This window comes from Micromonospora sp. WMMD956, from assembly GCF_029626125.1.
Taxonomy (GTDB): Bacteria; Actinomycetota; Actinomycetes; order Mycobacteriales; family Micromonosporaceae; genus Micromonospora; species Micromonospora carbonacea.
Genome location: NZ_JARUBI010000005.1, coordinates 1,440,242 through 1,458,463 on the forward strand (window position 1 = coordinate 1,440,242; position 18,222 = coordinate 1,458,463).

Annotated in this window: 16 protein-coding genes and 1 pseudogene; 8 read left to right on the forward strand and 9 right to left on the reverse strand. The window is 74.6% G+C overall.

The annotated features are described in order from the left end of the window. The first annotated feature begins 11 nt into the window (after nt 1-11). A complete protein-coding gene (locus O7628_RS06635) occupies nt 12-1,202 on the forward strand; it encodes an NAD(P)/FAD-dependent oxidoreductase (protein ID WP_278129118.1) in 1,191 nt (396 codons plus the stop codon). 96 nt (nt 1,203-1,298) lie between these two features. On the opposite strand, the gene O7628_RS06640 is transcribed toward O7628_RS06635, so the two are convergent. Then, the gene (locus tag O7628_RS06640; protein ID WP_278129119.1) at nt 1,299-2,264 is read right to left on the reverse strand and encodes an ATP-dependent DNA ligase; all 966 of its coding nucleotides are present in this window, start codon (nt 2,262-2,264) and stop codon (nt 1,299-1,301) included. Between the two features lie 130 nt (nt 2,265-2,394). Further along, nucleotides 2,395-3,177, reverse strand: a complete 783-nt coding sequence (locus tag O7628_RS06645) for an isocitrate lyase/phosphoenolpyruvate mutase family protein (protein ID WP_278129121.1) — start codon at nt 3,175-3,177, stop codon at nt 2,395-2,397. A gap of 283 nt (nt 3,178-3,460) precedes the next feature. On the opposite strand from O7628_RS06645, the pseudogene O7628_RS06650 reads away from it, so the two are divergent. Both O7628_RS06650 and O7628_RS06655 read left to right on the forward strand, forming a co-directional pair. Then, a pseudogene (locus tag O7628_RS06650) lies at nt 3,461-3,997 on the forward strand (helix-turn-helix domain-containing protein); the annotation flags it as partial. A gap of 124 nt (nt 3,998-4,121) precedes the next feature. Continuing rightward, nucleotides 4,122-6,341: an MMPL family transporter gene (locus O7628_RS06655; RefSeq protein ID WP_278129123.1), complete on the forward strand. Its 2,220-nt coding sequence runs from the start codon at nt 4,122-4,124 to the stop codon at nt 6,339-6,341. A gap of 75 nt (nt 6,342-6,416) precedes the next feature. On the opposite strand, the gene O7628_RS06660 is transcribed toward O7628_RS06655, so the two are convergent. Beyond that, nucleotides 6,417-6,608: a DUF2795 domain-containing protein gene (locus O7628_RS06660; protein ID WP_074472745.1), complete on the reverse strand. Its 192-nt coding sequence runs from the start codon at nt 6,606-6,608 to the stop codon at nt 6,417-6,419. Between the two features lie 104 nt (nt 6,609-6,712). Between O7628_RS06660 and O7628_RS06665 the strand changes: the two genes are divergently transcribed. Next, on the forward strand, nt 6,713-7,969 hold the full coding sequence (locus tag O7628_RS06665) for an erythromycin esterase family protein (protein ID WP_074472744.1): 1,257 nt from the start codon (nt 6,713-6,715) through the stop codon (nt 7,967-7,969). Between the two features lie 41 nt (nt 7,970-8,010). Here the strand turns inward: O7628_RS06665 and O7628_RS06670 are convergent, their stop codons facing one another. Next, a complete protein-coding gene (locus O7628_RS06670; protein WP_278136241.1) occupies nt 8,011-8,916 on the reverse strand; it encodes a Gfo/Idh/MocA family oxidoreductase in 906 nt (301 codons plus the stop codon). 220 nt (nt 8,917-9,136) lie between these two features. Between O7628_RS06670 and O7628_RS06675 the strand changes: the two genes are divergently transcribed. Then, the gene (locus O7628_RS06675; protein WP_278136242.1) at nt 9,137-9,529 is read left to right on the forward strand and encodes a hypothetical protein; all 393 of its coding nucleotides are present in this window, start codon (nt 9,137-9,139) and stop codon (nt 9,527-9,529) included. After that, nucleotides 9,522-9,932 carry a hypothetical protein gene (locus tag O7628_RS06680; protein WP_278129128.1) on the forward strand — a complete coding sequence of 137 codons (411 nt, stop codon included), beginning with the start codon at nt 9,522-9,524 and terminating at the stop codon, nt 9,930-9,932. The genes O7628_RS06675 and O7628_RS06680 overlap by 8 nt, the downstream gene beginning before the upstream one ends. An 84-nt stretch (nt 9,933-10,016) precedes the next feature. Here the strand turns inward: O7628_RS06680 and fabG are convergent, their stop codons facing one another. Further along, nucleotides 10,017-10,775: a 3-oxoacyl-ACP reductase FabG gene (gene fabG / locus O7628_RS06685; RefSeq protein WP_278129130.1), complete on the reverse strand. Its 759-nt coding sequence runs from the start codon at nt 10,773-10,775 to the stop codon at nt 10,017-10,019. Between the two features lie 56 nt (nt 10,776-10,831). Next, nucleotides 10,832-12,484 carry an alpha-amylase family protein gene (locus tag O7628_RS06690; RefSeq protein WP_278129132.1) on the reverse strand — a complete coding sequence of 551 codons (1,653 nt, stop codon included), beginning with the start codon at nt 12,482-12,484 and terminating at the stop codon, nt 10,832-10,834. A gap of 76 nt (nt 12,485-12,560) precedes the next feature. Between O7628_RS06690 and O7628_RS06695 the strand changes: the two genes are divergently transcribed. Both O7628_RS06695 and O7628_RS06700 read left to right on the forward strand, forming a co-directional pair. Beyond that, complete coding sequence (locus tag O7628_RS06695; protein ID WP_278129133.1) at nt 12,561-13,166, forward strand: DUF1349 domain-containing protein; 606 nt, start codon at nt 12,561-12,563, stop codon at nt 13,164-13,166. 118 nt (nt 13,167-13,284) lie between these two features. Then, nucleotides 13,285-13,956 (forward strand): DedA family protein, encoded by a 672-nt coding sequence (locus O7628_RS06700; protein ID WP_074472736.1) that lies wholly within the window; start codon nt 13,285-13,287, stop codon nt 13,954-13,956. Between the two features lie 47 nt (nt 13,957-14,003). On the opposite strand, the gene O7628_RS06705 is transcribed toward O7628_RS06700, so the two are convergent. The 3 genes from O7628_RS06705 to yidC all read right to left on the reverse strand — a co-directional run bounded on the left by O7628_RS06705 (nt 14,004) and on the right by yidC (nt 17,967). Then, the gene (locus tag O7628_RS06705) at nt 14,004-15,587 is read right to left on the reverse strand and encodes a cellulose binding domain-containing protein (RefSeq protein ID WP_278129135.1); all 1,584 of its coding nucleotides are present in this window, start codon (nt 15,585-15,587) and stop codon (nt 14,004-14,006) included. 47 nt (nt 15,588-15,634) lie between these two features. Next, nucleotides 15,635-17,050: a cellulose binding domain-containing protein gene (locus tag O7628_RS06710; RefSeq protein WP_278129136.1), complete on the reverse strand. Its 1,416-nt coding sequence runs from the start codon at nt 17,048-17,050 to the stop codon at nt 15,635-15,637. Between the two features lie 62 nt (nt 17,051-17,112). Next, complete coding sequence (yidC, locus tag O7628_RS06715) at nt 17,113-17,967, reverse strand: membrane protein insertase YidC (RefSeq protein WP_278129138.1); 855 nt, start codon at nt 17,965-17,967, stop codon at nt 17,113-17,115. Between the last annotated feature and the right edge of the window lie 255 nt (nt 17,968-18,222).

An 18,222-nucleotide genomic window follows, 5' to 3' on the forward strand; every position in this document is an offset into this window, starting at 1 on the left:
GAAGGAGACCCGTGCGCACACCATCGATCGGCATCGTCGGCGGCGGACTGGGCGGCCTCACGCTCGCCCGCGTCCTGCACGTCCACGGCATCCCCGCCACCGTCTACGAGCGCGACGCCGCACCGGACGCCCGCACCCAGGGCGGCATGCTCGACATCCACCGGCAGAACGGCCAGGTCGCCCTGCGGGCCGCCGGCCTGCACGAGCAGTTCCTGCGCCTCGTCCACCCCGGCGGGCAGGCCGTGCGGGTGCTCGACCGGCACGGCACCGTGCACCTGGACGAGGCCGACGACGCCGACGGCGACCGCCCCGAGGTCAACCGGGGCCACCTGCGCCGGCTGCTGCTGGACTCCCTGCCCGCGGGCACCGTCCGCTGGGGCGGCGGGGTCACCGCCGCCCGCCCCCTCGGCGACGGGCGGCACGAGCTGACCCTCGCCGACGGCGGCACCGCCACCACCGACCTGCTCGTGGGCGCCGACGGCGCCTGGTCCCGGATCCGCCCGCTGCTCTCCGCCGCCACGCCCACGTACTCCGGGTTGTCGTTCGTCGAGGTCACCCTGCGCGACGCCGACCGCCGACATCCCGCGCACGCCGCGCTCGTCGGGCCCGGAATGCTGTTCGCCCTCGGCCCCGGGCGGGGCTTCCTGGCCCACCGGGAGACCGACGACAGCCTGCACGTCTACGTCGCCCTCCGGGTGCCCGAGGGCGGACTCGCCGGCCTCGGCACCGGCGCGGCCCCGGGGCACCGGCGGTCGGGCGACGAACCGGGGCACCGGCGGCCAAGCGGCGAACCGGCCCGGTCCTTCCTGCTCGACCGGTTCGCCGGCTGGGCGCCCGAGCTGCGGGCGCTGATCACCGACGCCGACGGCCCCCTGGTGCCGCGCGCCATCCACGCCCTGCCGGTCGGCCACCGCTGGGACCGCGTGCCCGGCGTCACCCTGCTCGGCGACGCCGCCCACCTCATGTCGCCCTTCGCCGGGGAGGGCGCCAACCTCGCCATGCTCGACGGCGCCGAGCTCGGCCGGGCCATCGCCGCCCGCCCCGACGACGTCGAAAGCGCGCTGGCGGAGTACGAACGGGCGCTGTTCCCCCGCGCCGAGGAGGCTGCCCGGGAATCCGCCGCGAACCTGGAGATCTGCTTCCGCGACGACGCACCGAACGGCCTCGTCGACCGCTTCGCCGCGTACGGCGAGGCCCGCTGACGGCCGCCGGGCACACGGGGGCTCCGGCGGCGGGCCGGCGGGGATCGGCGACGTGACGACGGAGATCGGCGTGCCGGCGTACCGGTCGCCCGGCCGCTACGGCGACTGCGCGGCGCGGCGGGCCCGCGCCCGGCGGCGGCCCTCGTGCATCGCCTGCACGCGGGCGACCGGGATGCCGCGCCCCTGCTCGACCAGGTCGTCGGGGAGGCGCTGCGGCGGCGGCAGCAGCCCCGCCCACGGGTCGCGGTCCGCGACCAGCGCGGGCACCGTCCGCACGGTGAAGTCGGCGGGGGCGACCGCGCCGAGATCGTCCCACCCCACGGGGTACGACACGGGCAGCCCCGGGCGCAGCCGGGGGCTGAACACGGCCACCAGGCTCGCCCCACCCACCCGGGTCGAGTCGACGAACACCCGGCCGCCCCGGTCCTCGCGGATGAAGGCGGTGGTGGCCAGCGCCGGGTCGAGCCGCTCGGCCCGGACGGCGAGAGCCCGGGTGGCGGCGGCGGCCTCCTCGGCGCTCGTCGCCCCGTCCACCGGGACGAGGACGTGCAGCCCCTTCGCCCCGCTGGTCTTGACCGCACCGGCGAGCCCGGCGTCGGCGAGCGCCTGCCGCACCAGCCGGGCGGCGGCCACGGCCACGCCGAAGTCGGCCCCCTCCGGCGGGTCCAGGTCCAGCACCAGGTGGGTCGGGTGCCCCGGGCGGTCGGCCGTCGAGAGGGTCGGGTGGTACTCCACCGCGCGCTGGTTGGCGAACCAGAGCAGCGTCCGCCGGTCGTCGCAGAGGGCGTACGACACGTCGCGGTGGGACGCCTCGGCCCAGACCGACGTCCGGCGTACCCAGTCGGGGGTGTACTTCGGCAGGTTCTTCTGCATGAACGGCGCCTGCCCGCGCAGCGCCCGCACCACCGACAGCGGCCGGTCTCGCAGCCACGGCACCAGCCGCCCGTGGACGGCGTCGAGATAGTCGACCAGGTCCCGCTTGCTCGCCCCGACCCCGGGGGCGAGGGGCTGGTCGAGGTTGGTCAGCGACACCCCGTCGCGGGTCTGCTCCGCGCTGCTCATCGTCCCACCCTGGCCCCCCGCCCGCCGGCCGGCAACCGGAACGGGCCCACCGGATCGGCCTCGCCGGCCGGGCCGGGCTGGTTAGGAAGGGGCCCTTCCTATACCGAAAGCGTTAACCAGGGGCCCTTCCTTACGCGTAGGGGTTGGCGCCGGAGCGGACGGCGTCGAGCAGCCCGGCGATCCGCGCCTGGCTGACCCGGTACGGGCCGGGGCCGAAGCTCACCCGGGACACGCCCAGCGCGGCCAGCTCGGCCAGGCTCGGCCCGCCCGGTTTGAAGCCGACGTTCACCGGGGCGGGCACGGCGGACACGAGTTCCGCGATCCCCTCCGGCTCGGCGAGGAAGATCGGATAGACGCAGTCAGCCCCGGCGGCCCGGTAGAGCTGCCCCCGGCGGACCGCCTCGGCGGTGCGGCCCGCCGGGTCGCCGGCCCCGCGCAGGTAGAGGTCGATGCGCGCGTTGAGCACCAGCGGCACCCCGGCCGCGTCGGCCGCCGCCCGCACGGCGGCCAGCAGGTCGGCCTGCTCCTCGGCGTCGTACAGCGCGCCGGTGCGCGGGTCGGAGTCCTCCAGGTTGCACCCGACGACCCCGGTGGCGAGCATCCGTTCGACCAGTTCGGCGGGGCGCAGGCCGTACCCCCGCTCCAGGTCGGCGGTGACCGGGACGGGCACGGCGCGCACCATCCGGGCGACGGCGGCGAACATCTCCTCGACCGGGGTGTCCTCGCCGTCGGCGTACCCGAGGGACTCGGCGACGGCGGCGCTGCTGGTGGCGACGGCCGCGAAGCCGGCCGCGACGACCGCCCGGGCCGAGCCGGCGTCCCAGGCGTTGGGCAACACCAGCGGGTCGCCGGACTTGTGCAGGGCGCGCAGCGCGTCCGCGCGCTCGACGGAGGTCGATGGGTTCTCGGTCATCCCCGCATCATGGCACCCCGGGGCGCGGGCCCGGTTCTTCGAGCGGGCCGTGTCCGGCGTCGCCGCCGGCCGGTGCCGTCCGACCCGACCCCAGCCGGTGCCGTCCGACCCGACCCCAGCCGGTGCCGTCCGACCCGACCCCGGCCGGTGCCGTCCAACCCCGGCCGGTGCCGGTTCCGCCACCGGCGGGCGGCGCTGTGGCCAACGCCACCCGATTCCTCTGACCGATCGGTCAGGGTCTGACCGATCGGTCAGGCATGCTGGTGGGCGGGAGGTGGCCGGCATGGCACGGGCGGTACCGGAGACACACGCGGAGATCCTCGCGGCGGCGGGGCGGCGGTTCGCCGTCACCGGGTACAAGGGCACCTCGTTGCAGGACATCGCCCGCGAGGTGGGCGTCTCGAAGGCCACCGTGCTCTACCACTTCGCCAATAAGGAGGCCCTGCTCAGCGAGCTGATGGCCCCGGAGCTGGCGGCGGTGGTCGAGCTCGACCAGCGGATCGCCGGGCTCGCCGGCGACCGGGCCCAGCGGGTCGCCGCCGAGGGCTTCGTCGACCTCGCGGTGCGCTTCCGCCGGCAGATCGCGCTGCTGCGCGGCGAGTTCCCCGTGCTGCTCCAGCAGCCGGCCTTCGCGCACGTGCAGCAGATCTCCGAACGGCTGGTCGCGGCCTTCGCCGGCCACTCGCCGCGCCCGGCCGCCCGGGTCGCGGCCCTGGTCGTGCTCGCCGGGATCGCCGAGACCTGCGGCGAGTTCGACGACCTCGACGACGACGCGCTACGCGACGCGCTGCTCGGCCTCGTCCGGCGGGCGCTGGTGCCGCCGACCGACCCGACGCCGGCTGACCCGACGCCGCCCGGTCGGCCCGACGGCTCCCCCCACGACGACTCCACCACCACGGTTTGACCCACGACAGACTCCACCCACGACCGAGGACAAGGATCTGATGGCGACCCTGTTGTACCGGCTCGGCCGGGCCTCACTACGCCACCGGCGGCTCGTCGCCGTCGTCTGGCTCGTCGTGCTCGTCGGCCTCGGCATCGCCGCGGCGACGCTGCGCGGCCCGACGGCGAGCAACTTCACCATGCCCGGCACCGAGTCCCAGCGCGCGATCGACCTGCTCGCCGAGCGGTTCCCGGCGGCCAGCGGGGCCACCGGCACCATCGCCGTCAAGGCGCCGGCGGACGGCCAGCTCGCCACGCCCGAGGGGCAGGCCCTGGTCAAGCAGGTGACCCAGGAGGCGGCCACCCTGCCCGGGGTGGTCGGCGCAGTGGACCCGTACCAGTCCCAGGCGATCTCCCCCAACGGCCGGTACGCGCTGATCCAGGTGCAGTTCGCCGGCCGCGCCGACGACGTCACCGACGACCAGCGCGACGCGTACGAGCAGGTGGGCGCGCAGGCCGAGGCGCAGGGTTGGCAGATCGCCCCGGGCGGCGAGGTGCTCGGCGGCGAGCCGGAGGTCGGCTCCACCGAGGCGCTGGGCGTCCTGGTGGCGGCGATCGTCCTGGTCATCACGTTCGGGTCGCTGGTCGCGGCCGGGATGACCATGCTCAACGCGCTGATCGGCGTCGGCGTCGGCATGGCCGGCCTCTACGCGCTCTCCGGCACCATCGAGCTGACCAGCACCGCGCCGATCCTGGCCCTGATGCTCGGCCTCGCGGTCGGCATCGACTACTCGCTGTTCATCACCTCCCGCCACCGGCAGCACCTGATCGAGGGTCTCTCCCCCGAGGAGGCGGTCGGCCGCGCCGTCGGCACCGCCGGCTCCGCCGTGGTCTTCGCCGGGGCCACCGTGGTCATCGCGCTGGCCGGTCTCGCCGTGGTGGACATCCCGTTCCTCACCGTCATGGGCCTGGCCGCCGCCGGCACGGTGAGCATCGCCGTGCTGGTCGCCATCACCCTCGCCCCCGCGCTGCTCGGCTTCGCCGGCCACCGGGTGCTCCCCCGCCGGCTGCGCCGGGCCGGCAGCACCGCGGCCGCCGCGCCGGCGAACGGCGTCGCAGCCGGTGAGCGCACCGGGCCGGAAGGCGCCGAGGACCGGTCCGGCTTCGGCTTCCGCTGGGCCCGCCTGGTCACCCGGCTGCGCGTACCGGTGATCCTGGTGGCCCTACTCGGCCTGGGCCTGCTCGCGGTGCCCGCCCCCGACATGCGGCTGGCCCTGCCGGACGCCAGCACCGCCGCCGCGGGCTCGCCGGCCCGGGTCAACAACGACCTGGTCCGGGAGGGCTTCGGCCCCGGCTTCACCGGCCGCCTCGCGGTGCTCGTCACGTCCGACTCCCCGCAGGCCACCGCCGCCGCGGCCCCGCAGGTCGCCAAGCTGGTCCAGGCCACGGACGGGGTGCTCGCGGTGGCCCCGCCGCAGACCGACCCGACCGGGCGGACCGCGCTGCTCGGGGTGATCCCCCGCAGCGGCCCGACCGACGAGGCGACCGAGGATCTGGTGCACGACATCCGCCGCCAGGTCGCCGACGTCGACGGGGCGGACGTGCTGCTGACCGGCGCGACCGCGATCGGCATCGACGTGTCGGAGAAGCTCTCGGACGCGCTGCCGGTCTATCTGCTGCTGGTCGTCGGCCTGTCGATCCTGCTGCTGATGCTGGTGTTCCGGTCGATCCTGGTGCCGGTCAAGGCGGCGCTGGGCTTCCTGCTCACGGTCGCCGCGACGTTCGGCATCACGGTGGCGGTGTTCCAGGAGGGGACGCTGGCCGGGCTGGTCGGCCTCGACACCCCGGGGCCGCTGGTCAGCTTCCTGCCGATCCTGCTCATCGGCATCCTGTTCGGCCTGGCCATGGACTACGAGGTGTTCCTGGTCTCCCGGATGCGGGAGGACTACGTGCACGGCGACACCGCGCGCCAGGCCACGATCAACGGCATGGGCCACGGCGCGCGCGTCGTCACCGCCGCCGCGCTCATCATGATCTCGGTCTTCGGCGGCTTCGTGTTCCTCGACGACCCGGTGATCAAGTCGATGGGCTTCGCGCTCGCCGCCGGGGTCGCGATCGACGCCTTCGTGGTCCGGATGACCATCGTGCCGGCGGTGATGTCGCTGCTCAACACGGCGGCGTGGTGGATCCCCCGCTGGCTGGACAAGGTCCTGCCCAACGTGGACGTCGAGGGCGAGGGCCTGCGCACCCACCTGGCCGAGAAGGAACCGGCCAACGTCTGAGCGGTGCAAGGAGGGGCCCCCTGTTAACGCTTTCTGTTGCACAGGGGGCCCCTGCAAACACCTGAGCGGGCGCGCTCAGGCGAGCGTGCCCAGCGCCTCGGTCAGCTCCGCCGGGGAGGAGAACTCCTCCGCCGGCAGCGCGCGCAGCATCTGCAACACCTCGGTGCCGACCCCGTTCTCCTGCCCCCAGCGGACCAGGTCCTCCCGGGAGACCGGGTAGTCGAGCCCGGCCAGGTGCTCCTGCAACTCCACCCCACTGACGGTCATGTCTGCCGGCTACCCGTTCGGCCCCGCTCCATGCCCGCCCCGGCAGCCCCGCCCGGCGGGCCCGCCGGGCGGTTTGTCCCGGCGGGGGCCGGGTAGCCGCGGACATGCTGGTACAGCGGCTCGGCGCGCCGAGCGACTTCGATCCCCTGCTGGACCGGATCCGGGGTGCCCGGATCGTCATGATCGGCGAGGCGACGCACGGCACCCACGACTACTACCGCCTCCGCGAGCAGCTCACCCGGCGGCTCATCGCCGAGCAGGGCTTCCGCTTCGTCGCCGTCGAGGGGGACTGGCCGGACTGCGAGCGCGTACACCGGTCGGTCACCGCCGCGCCCGGCGGGCTCGCCGACCCGCAGGCCGCGCTGGAACGCTTCACCCGCTGGCCGACCTGGATGTGGTCCAACGCCGAGGTGGCGCGCTTCTGCCGCTGGCTGCGCGCCTGGAACCAGGAGCGCCCCCGGGAGCAGCGCGCCGGCTTCCACGGGCTCGACGTCTACAGCCTCTGGGAGTCCATGCAGGCGATCTTCGACTACCTGGGCGAGGAGGAACCGGCCTCGTTGGAGGCCGCGCAGGAGGCGTACCGGTGCTTCGAGCCGTACGGGCGGCGCATCGAGGAGTACGGGGCGGCCAGCCGGTTCGTCTCGGCCCGCTGCGAGGAGGAGGTGGTGCGGCTGTTGGCGCGTACCCGGGAACAGGCCACCGCGGACGGCCCGGACCGCTTCTCGGCCTGGCAGAACGCGGAGGTGGTGGCCGGCGCGGAACGCTACTACCGGGCGATGATGGGCGGCGGTCCGCACTCGTGGAACGTCCGGGACATCCACATGGCGGACACCCTGGACCGGCTGCTGGACTTCCACGGCCCCGGCTCGCGGGGGATCGTGTGGGCGCACAACACCCACGTCGGCGACGCCCGGGCCACCGACATGGCCGCCGACGGGATGGTCAACATCGGCCAGCTCGCCCGGGAACGGCACGGCGCGGACGCCGTGGTGCTGGTCGGCTTCGGCAGCTACCGGGGCACCGTCGTCGCCGCGCCACGCTGGGGCTCCCCCGCCGAGGAGATGGTGGTGCCGCCCGCCCGCCCCGGCTCGGTCGAGCGGCGGCTGCACGAACTGCTGCCGGAGCGGGCGGTGCTGGTCTTCGGCGGCGCCGACCAGCCCGGCTGGGTCACCGAGGAGCAGGACCACCGGGCGGTCGGCGTCGTGTACGACCCGAGCTTCGAGTCGTGGGGCAACTACGTGCCGACCCGGCTGGGCGAGCGCTACGACGCGTTCGTCTGGTGCGACGACACCCGGGGCCTTCATCCGCTGCCGGCGCTCACCTCGTTCGGCGAGATGGAGACGTACCCGGCGGGGGTGTGACCCTCAGCGGAGCAGGCGGTGCAGGGCGATCCGGTGCGGTCTCAGTCGGACACGGTGACGGTGCGGCCCTCGGCGCGGGCCGTCTCGGCGGCGGCGAGGACGGCCACCACGTCGCGGCCGAACCGCACGTCGCACCGGTGGTCCCGGGTGCCGGCGTCGATCTCCTCCAGGAGCTGGTCGATGGCCACCCCGAACGCGGTCAGCGAGCTGCCGTCGCCGGGCGGGACCGGCTCGACGCCGCCGTCGCCGTAGAAGGCGAACTCGGTGGCGACGGCCTCGGGCGGGGCGTCGAGGGTCAGCGAGACCGTGCTCGTCGCGCCGCCGGAGTGGGTGAGCAGCAGGTGGACCATGCCGCGCGGGCCGTCCATCGCGGCGACCCGGGTCACCGGGCCGAGCACCGGCAGGATGATCGACAGGGCGTGCGGGCCGATGTCCCACAGCGCGCCCCGGTCGCGACGCCACTGGGAGCCGCCGTACGGGCTGCCGGGCTGGAAGATCGACCCGAAGCGGACCGCCTTGGCGGTGTGCCAGCCGCCCGCGGCGGCGGCCGAGGCGAGGAAGCCGGCGATGTTCGGCTGGAAGCGGCTGGTGAAGAAGACCACGGAGGCGACGCCGGACTGTGCGGCGGCGGCGACCACCCGGTCGGCGTCGGCGACCGTCAGCGCCAGTGGCTTGTCCAGCAGCAGGTGCCGCCCGGCCGTGGCGGCGCGGACGGCGACGTCGGCCTGGACGTCCGGCGGCAGCGCCACGGCGACCGCGTCGCAGGCGTCGAGCAGCGCGTCGACCTCGGTGAACGCGGGCACCCCGTGCCGTCGGGCCAGCGCGGCGGCGCGCTCGGGGTTGCGGCCCCAGACGCCGGCCAGCTCGGCGCGGGGGTGCGCGCCGATGCCCGCCGCGTGCGTCTCGGCCGCCCAGTGGCCGGTGCCGAACAAGCCGAACCGCAACACGGTCCACCCCCGGTGTCCGTCGTCGGCGCCGGCGAGCCCGGAGCCGTGATCCACGCTAGCCCGCCCGCCCCCACCCGACGCAGTCGACGCGTCGGGAACGCCGAACGCGGTCGGACGGGCACGGGGCGGGACGCGGCAGCGGACGGACCGGGCCGGGGGCGTGTACTACGCCGGTTAGTAGGCTGTCCCGGTGACCGAGACTGCGACGCCGTTGGCGTCGATGACCAGCGCGGCGGCCGGCTCCCCGGTGGACGGGGTGCTGGCGACGGCGACGATCGTGCTGTCGCTCGTACTCGCCGGGTGGGCGCTGGTGGCGGCGGTGCGCAACCGGCCGCCGGACCGGGCGCAGCTCGCCGGCCTGGCCCTGCTGGAGCTGGCGCTGCTAGCGCTGGCCGTGGTGGCGCTGGTCGCCCTCGGCGGCGGCGAGCGGCCGGGCGAGCCGGGCGCGTTCTTCGGCTACCTGGTGACGCTGGTCTGCCTGCCGCCGCTGGCCTGGGTGCTGGCCCGGATGGAGCCGACCCGGTGGGGCTCGGCGATCGTCTGCGCGATCTGCGTGGTCACGCCGGTCGTGGTGGTCCGGCTCCAGCAGACCTGGGAGGTCGTCGGTGGTTGAGACCGAGACGCACCCGCCCGCCACCAACACCGGGCCCGGCCGGCTGCTGATCGCCGTGTACCTGCTGTTCGCCATCGCCGCGACGTCCCGGGCGGGCCTGCAGATCGCCACGCGGTTCGCCGAGGCCCCGGTGGCGTACGTGCTGTCGGCGCTGGCCGCGCTGGTCTACATCGTGGCCGCCGTGGGGCTGGCCCGCGCCGGGCACGCCGGCCGGCGGGTCGCGCTGGCCTGCTGCTCGGTGGAGCTGGTCGGGGTGGTCGGCGTGGGCCTGCTCAGCCTCGCCGACCCGGCGCTGTTCCCCGACGAGACGGTCTGGTCCGGGTTCGGCAGCGGGTACGGCTACGTCCCGCTGGTGCTGCCGGTGCTCGGCCTGCTCTGGCTCTGGCGCACCCGCACCCGCTGACGCCCCGCCCCACCTCACCGCCGGCGGGGTGAGAAGGGTGCCCCTCTATGCAGAAAGCGTTAACAAGGTGCCCTTCCTTGCACCTCAGTCCTTCGGGCCGCCCGCGACGTAGACGACCTGGCCGGAGACGAACGACGCGCCCTCGCTGACCAGGAACGAGATGGTGTGCGCCACGTCCTCGGGGCGGCCGACGCGGCGCACCGGGATCTCCGACTCGGCGTGCTTCTGGAACGCCTCGAAGTCCACCTTCATCCGGGCGGCGGTGGCGGCGGTCATGTCGGTGACGATGAACCCGGGCGCGACCGCGTTGACGGTCACCCCGAACGGGCCCAGCTCGATGGCGAGGGTCTTGGTGAAGCCCTGCAGGCCAGCCTTCGCCGCCGCGTAGTTGGCCTGACCCCGGTTGCCCAGCGCGGAGGTGCTGGACAGGTTGACGATCCGGCCCCAGCGCCGCTCGACCATGTGCTGCTGGGCGGCCTGGCTGAACAGGAACGCGCCGCGCAGGTGCACGGCCATGACCGTGTCCCAGTCGGCGTCGGTCATCTTGAACAGCAGGTTGTCGCGGAGCACGCCGGCGTTGTTGACCAGCACGGTGGGCGCGCCCAGGTCGGCGGCGACCCGCTCGACGGCGGCGGTGACCTGGGCCCGGTCGGCGACGTCCGCGCCGACGCCGAGCGCCCGGCCGCCGGCGGCCACGATCGCGTCGACGGTGTCGGCGGTGGCCGCCTCGTCGATGTCGACCACGGCGACGGCCAGCCCGTCGGCGGCCAGCCTGCGGGCGGTGGCCGCCCCGATCCCCCGCGCGGCCCCGGTCACGATGGCGACCCGCTGCTCCTCCGACATGCCTACCTCCCGGTAACCTACGCCCGACCCGGGGAGCGTAACCCACCGGCCCGGGGTCAGAACGTGTCGCCGCGGCAGAGCCGGATCCAGCGGTAGCCGTAGCCGGCGAGCTTCAGCGAGTCGAGCTTGCCCACCTCGCCGTACCGCCGGTCGGCGAGCACGTCCATCGGCAGGTCCGCCTCGGCGGCGAGCATGCCCAGGTCGACCTCCACGTCGTCGGTGCCGAGGTTGTGCAGGAAGACCATCGTCCCGGTCGGGCCGTCGGCCCGGTGCGCCAGCACCCCGGCCGGCATCGGCACGTCGATGTGGGTGGTCGACCCGGAGCCGATCTCCGGGGCCTCGCGCAGCGTGCGGATCATCCGCTCGAACCACGACAGCAGCGAGCGCGGGTCGCCGCGCTGGGCGGTCACGTTGACCTTCTCGTACGAGTAGTCGCCCGAGTCGATCACGGGGCGGACCAGTTTCTCCGGGTCCGCCGTGGAGAAGCCGGCGTTCGGCTTGAACGACCACTGCATCGGGGTACGGATCGCCTCCCGCCCCGGCAGCGACAGGTCCTCGCCCATGCCGATCTCCTCGCCGTAGCGCAGCACCGGCGTGCCGCGCAGCGAGAACTGGAGCGCGTACGCCAGCTCGACGCGGCGGCGGTCGTTGCCGAGCATCGGGGCGAGCCGGCGACGGATGCCCCGGTCATAGATGCGCATGCGCTCCTCGGGGCCGAACTCGGCGTACACCTGGTCGCGCTGCGTGGCGGTGAGCCGGGACAGGTCGATCTCGTCGTGGTTGCGCAGGAAGGTGGCCCACTGGCCGCCGGTGGGCAGCGTCGGGGTGTCGCGCAGCGCCTCGATGACGGGCTCCGGGTCCCGCCGGGCCAGGGCGAGCATGAGCCGGCCGTTGAGCATGAAGTCGAACAGCATGTGGATCCGGTTGCCGGAGCCGCTGCCGTCGCCGAAGAACGTGGGCAGCTCGTCGGGCTCCACGTTGGCCTCGGCGAGCAGGACGGCGTCGCCGCGCCGCCACTGGACGTGCTGGCGCAGCTCGGTGAGGAACTCGAAGTCCTTCGGGGAGTCCGGGTTGCCGGGCTCGGTCAGCTCGATGATGAACGGCACGGCGTCCATCCGGAACCCGGAGACGCCGAGCTGGAGCCAGAACGAGACGATCTTCTTGACCTCGGCGCGCACCTGCGGGTTCGCGAAGTTGAGGTCCGGTTGGTACTTGTAGAACCGGTGGTAGAACCACGCCTTCGCCGTGCGGTCGTACGTCCACGTCTCGTTCTGCTCGCCCGGGAAGACCATGCCCTGATGCCGGTCGGCGGGCTCGTGGTCGGCCCAGACGTACCAGTCGCGGTAGGGCGAGTCGGGCGAGGACCGGGCGGAGACGAACCACGGGTGCTGGTCGGAGGTGTGGTTGACCACCAGGTCGATGATGACGCGGATGCCCCGGTTCTGCGCCTGGTGCAGCAGCTCGGCGAAGTCGCCGAGGGTGCCGAAGCGGGGGTCCACGTTGTAGAAGTCGGTGACGTCGTAGCCGTCGTCCCGGTTGGGCGACGGGTGGATCGGGTGCAGCCACAGGCAGGTCACCCCGAGCCGGGCCAGGTAGTCGAGCCGGCCGATGAGGCCCCGGATGTCGCCGACCCCGTCGCCGTCGGAGTCCGCGTACGTGTCGATGTCGAGGCAGTAGACGACGGCCTCGGAGTACCACCTGTCACCCATGCCGGCGTACCTTCTCCGATCCGGCCCGCCGGCAAACGCGAGAACCCTCCGGGCCGCGGGGCGGTACCGTCCGGGCATGAGCATCGGATCGGGTACGGGGCTGCGCGACGTCGACTGGGCGCAGGGTGAATGGCTGCACCGGCCGGTGCGGACCGAGCCGACGCCCGACGGCGGGCTCGTCGTGGAGCCGGGCGCGGGCAGCGACTTCTGGCGGCACACCAGCTACGGCTTCGTGCACGACGACGGCCCGGCCCTGCTCGCCCCGCTGCCGGCCGGCAGCGCCGTGGAGGTCGACTTCCGGCTCGACTTCACCGAGCAGTTCGACCAGGCGGGCGTGCTGGTCCGGGTGGACGAGCGCACCTGGGTCAAGGCCGGGGTGGAGGTCAGCGACGGCGAGCCCCAGGTCGGCGCGGTGGTCACCCGGGAGGTCTCCGACTGGTCGGTGGCCCCGGTGCCGCAGTGGTCGGGGCGCGCGGTGAGCGTGCGGGTGAGCCGGGCCGGCGACGCGCTGACCGTGCGGGCCCGCGCGGGCGACGAGCCGTGGCGGCTGGTCCGGGTGGCCCCGCTCGCGCCGGACGCCGAGGCGGCGGCCGGGCCGTTCTGCTGCTCGCCGTCACGCGGCGGGCTGGCCGTGACGTTCACCGGCTGGCGGCGCGGCCCGGCGGACGCGGCCCTGCACTGAGCCCCGCTCCGGGTGGGCCCGGTCACCGGCGGGTGTGATCGGCCGCGGAGTGGGTAACACCTCCCGATCCCCCGGCGGCCCACCCGGTCCGCTCCCCCGGCTCCACGGAAGGACACCCATGGCCCTCGCCCAGGACGTCGAACCGTCGCAGTTCACCGGGCTGACCGGGTGGGTGGCCGACGTCATCGGGGCGCTCGGCGCGGTCGGGGTGGCCCTGCTGGTGGCCCTGGAGAGCATCATCCCGCCGATCCCGAGCGAGATCGTGCTGGCCATGGCCGGCTACCTCGCCTCGCAGGGTCAGTTCAACGTGGTGCTGATCGTCGTCGCCGCAACGGTCGGCTCGCTGCTCGGGGCGCTGGTGCTCTACTGGCTCGGCGCGGCGCTGGGCGAGGAGCGGCTGAAGCGGTGGCTGGACCACATCCCGCTGGTCGACCGCGACGACCTGGAGAAGGCCGACCGCTGGTTCGAGCGGCACGGCCGGTGGGCGGTGCTGATCGGCCGGGTGGTCCCGGTGGTGCGCAGCCTGGTGTCGGTCCCGGCCGGGGCGGACCGGATGCCGCTGGGCGAGTTCGTGCTGCTGACCACGCTGGGCAGCGGGGTGTGGAACGCGCTGATCGTGGGGGCCGGCTTCGCGCTCGGGTCGCGCTGGGAGGAGGTGGACCGCTACAGCAGCTGGTTCAACTACGCGATCTTCGCCGTCTTCGGGGTGATGGTCGTGAGCTGGGCGGCGAAGAAGGTGCGCCGCCGCCGCGCGCGGCGCGACCGGCAGTCGGTGACCGCCGGCCGCTGACCGCGCGCGGGCCCGGTGTTCGCGTCCCGGTGCTCAGTACCGGGCGCTCAGTACCGGGCCGTGATGTTGGTGAACTCCCAGGTGTTCTGGGCGATGCCGGAGCAGTTGGCGACCACTCCCCCGCCGGGGCACGGCCGGTCGCGGTTGACCGACCAGAAGGTGAAGCGGGACAGGCCGCGCGCCTTCGCCCAGTCGCGGATCTGCGTCCAGGTGGCCGGGGAGGTCAGCTCCTGCTGGTCGGACAGGCCGTTCATGCCGGAGATGCCCATGTGCGCGTACGCGGTGGCGTCGGACCAGCCGAACGCGCTCTTCAGCGCGGTCTTCAGCCCCTCGGACGCGTTGACGGTGTTCTGGTACATGTTCGCGCCGCCGCCGAAGTCGAACGGCATGATCGTGAACGTGTCGATGTTCGCCCCGAGCGCGGCGGCCTGGTTGATCAGCCGGGTGCCGTAGTACGACGGCCCGGTGGTCGAGGTGCCGAACGTGACGATCGTCTTGATCCCCGGGTTGTTCTGCTTGACGATCTTCAGCGCGCCGAGGATGCGGTCCTGCACCGCCTCGTTCTCGAACTCGTCGCTGTTCTCGATGTCGATGTCGATGGCCTTGAGCCCGTACGCGTTGATGACCTGCTGGTACGCCCCGGCGAGCGCGCTGGCCGAGGAGCAGTTCGGGCCCAGCTTGTTGCCGCTCCAGCCGCCGAAGGACGGGATGACGTCGCCGCCGGCCGCCCGGATCGCGGCGATGGTGGCGGCGTGCGCGCCGCCGGTCAGCGGGCCGCTGCCGTCCCACGCCGGGGTGCAGCCGCCGCCGGAGAGGACGAACGCGATGGTGAACCACTTGACGCCGGTCGCGCCCATCACCGTGGCCGGGGCGGGCGGGTCGCCCCAGCCCGGGTAGAGGTACGGCGCGGCGGCCATCGGGCCGTTCCCGCCCGTGCAGCCGGAGGTGGTGGCGGACACGGCGGCCGACTTCGCCGACTCGCCCGAGGAGTTGTACGCCGCGACGGTGTAGCTGTGCGCGGAGCAGGTGGCCAGCCCGGAGACCGTCGCCGAGGCGCCGGTGACGGTGGCCCGCAGGGCGCTGCCCTCGTACACCCGGTAGCCGGTCGCGCCGGAGACGGTGTTCCAGGCCAGCGACACCGACGAGGCGGTGGTGCCGGTGACCCGCAGCCCGCCCGGCGTGGCCGGGCCGGACGGGTTGCCGCCGCCGGTGCAGGAGCCGCCGTTGACGGTGCAGTTGGTCGGGTCGCCGGTGCCGGCGGCGACGAAGCCGAACGAGGTGCTCGCCCCCGGGGCGAGCGCGCCGTTCCAGGACGCGTTGACGGCGGTGACGTGCTGGCCGGAGGCGGTCATCGAGGCGTCCCAGAAGGAGCCGAGGGTGGTGCCGGCGGGCAGGTCGAACTGGACGTTCCAGGAGCCGATCGCGGCCGAGGTGTTGTTGGTGACGGTGAACCTCGCCTCGTACCCGCTGCTCCAGCTCGCGGTGCGGACGAACGCGGCGGTGGCCGCCGACGCGGCCGGCGGGGCCACGAGGGTGGCCGCGACGACGGCGGCGGCGAGCGCGGCGGCGAACGTCGCCACGCGGGGGGTGCGCAGTCTCGGGGTACGCAGTGTCGGGGCGCGCAGTTTCACGGTGGCCTCCAGGGACCGGGGAGTGGGGGTGGGGGCGGGGCGGGAGCTCAGGGCAGGGTGGCGAGGTGCGGCTTGACGGTGCGGGCGAAGCCGTTGCCGTTGCTGACGTCCCAGTTGACCGACCAGGTCATCGCGCCACGGATGCCCGGGTAGGTGCGCGGCGGGCGGAAGCTGCCGCAGTTGGCGCCCCTCGCCAGGCAGTCGAGGGCGGCGTTGACGACGCTCGGGGCGACGATGCCGCCGCCGGCCGCGCCGGGACCGGCGGGCAGGCCGAGGCCGACCTGGTCGGGGCGCAGCCCGGCCTCCAGCTGGATGCAGGCGAGCGCGACGATGAAGTTCACGCTGCCCTGGGGGTAGGCGGCGTTCTGGTCGCAGCCGAGCATCGCCCCCGAGTTGTAGAACTGGGTGTTGACGACGGTGAGGATGTCGCGGATGTCGAGGGCCAGCTTGAAGTAGCCGGCGGCCGGCGACTGCATGTCGATGGTCTGCGGCGCCATGGCGATGATCAGGGACGGGCCGGCCTTGGCCCGCAGGGCGCGCAGGGCCTGCGCCATGTACGTCGGGTTGAGCCCGTTCTCCAGGTCGATGTCGACGCCGTCGAAGCCGTAGCGGCGCAGCAGCGCGTACGTGCTGTCGGCGAACGCGGTGGCCGAGGCGGCGTCGTTCACGGCGACCCGGCCGGTCTCGCCGCCGACGGAGAGGATCACCCTCTTGCCGCGCGAGCGCAGCGCCTGCACGTCGGCGGTGAACTCGGCGTCGGAGTAGCCGCCGAGGGCGGCGGACAGGCCGGGGTCGACGGCGAAGGTGACCGCCCCGGGCGTCGTGGTGGCCTCGGCGAAGGCGACCGCGACGAGGTCGTAGTCGGCGGGCACGTCGCGCAGCCGCAGCTCGACGGCCGGGTTGTCGAAGTTGTGCCAGTAGCCGGTGAGCAGGTGCTTCGGCAGGTCACCGGTGGGCGGGGCGGTGGTGGGCGGTGGTGTCGTGGCCGGCGGGGTGGTGGCCGGCGGGGTCGTCGGGGGCGCGGTGGTGGCCGGCGGCGTGGTGCGGGTCGGGGTGGGGGTGGGGCCCCCGCCGCAGGGCGCGCCGTTGAGCTGGCAGTTGGCCGGGCTGCCGGAGCCGGTGGCGAGGAAGCCGAACGAGGTGCTCGCCCCCGGGGCGAGGGTGCCGTTCCAGGACCGGTTGGTGAAGGTGTGCCGCTGGCCGGAGGAGGTCAGCAGGGCGTCCCAGTAGGTGCCGAGGGTGGTGCCGGCCGGCAGGTCGAAGGTGACCGCCCAGCCGGAGATGGTGCTGGCCCCGCCGTTGGTGATCGTGTACTTGCCCTCCCAGCCGGTGCCCCAGTCGGCGGTCTTGACGAAGGTCGCGGTGGCCCCGGCGGCGAACGCCGGCAGGGCCACCCAGGCCGCGCCGACGGTCGCCGCCAAGGCGGTCACCAGCGTGAGGATCAGGGATCGGGTACGCCTCATGCAGCCCTCCACGCCCGGACGGCATTCACATCCGTCAACGTTGGCGCTTATTATTAGGACTGTTAACTGTTTCTGTCCAGAGGTTGACCGGTCCGAACCTGCGGGCGGCGCAGCACCGCCTGTTCGAGAGCCGTCCACGCCGTCGTGGTGACCAGGTAGAGCACCGCCGCCAGCGGCACCACCAGCGCCGCCACCACGGTCAGGTACGGCAGCAGCGGCAGCACCCGGCCGAGCACGGCCGGCACCGCCCCGTCGGCCGCCGCGCCGGCCTGGGTGCCGGCCTGGGTGCCGGCCTGGGTGCCGCCGGTCGCGCCGGGTCCGGTGCCGGCGGCCGTGGCAGCGCCGGCCGCCGCCGCGCGCCGGGCGCGCCGGGACGACCACCAGGCCAACGCCACCAGCGCCGCCAGCAGCGCCCCGAACAGCGGACCCGCCGCCCCGGCCAGCCCGTCGGAGAGGTGCCAGCCCAGCGGCACCCCGGCCAACTGCTCCCCCAACAGCCCGGCGCCGGCGCCCCCCGCACCGGTCCCGCCGTCGCCCGTGCTGCCCTCGCCGGTGCTGAACAGCCGGTACATCACCAGGAAGAAGGGGGCCTGGAGCAGCGCCGGCAGGCAGCCCGCGACCGGGCTCGCCCCGGCCGACCGGTACAGCCCGAACAGCTCGGCCTGTAGCCGGGCGGGGTCGTCGGCGTGCCGGCGCTGGAGGTCGCGGACCTGCGGGGCGAGGGCCGCGCGGCGGCGCTCCCCGCGGACCTGGGCCAGGGTGAGCGGTGAGATCAACAGGCGGACGGCGATCGTGAACACGACGATGGCGGCGGCCGTGGCGGCCCCGCCGGTCAGCGGTTGCAGCGTGCCGGCAAGCCAGGTGACGGCGTCGGCGGCGACGCCGGCGGCGGCGTGCAGCGGTGCGAAGGCGAGCATGGGTGACCCCTCGGTCCGGTTTCCGGTGGCGTCCGGCCGGCCCGGCAAAGGGCGCGGCGGGACGGAGGACTGTCCGTGACCTGCGACCGGCCCGGGAACGGGCTCGGCGGCACGGACGACTGTCCGTGACCTCCCACCGGCCCGGCAACGGGCGCGGCGGCACGGACGACATCCCGTGATCTCCGGCCGGCCCGGGGACGGGCGCGGCGGGACGGATCACGGCGGAACCGGCCGGGCGGCGGCAGGGGACGGCGG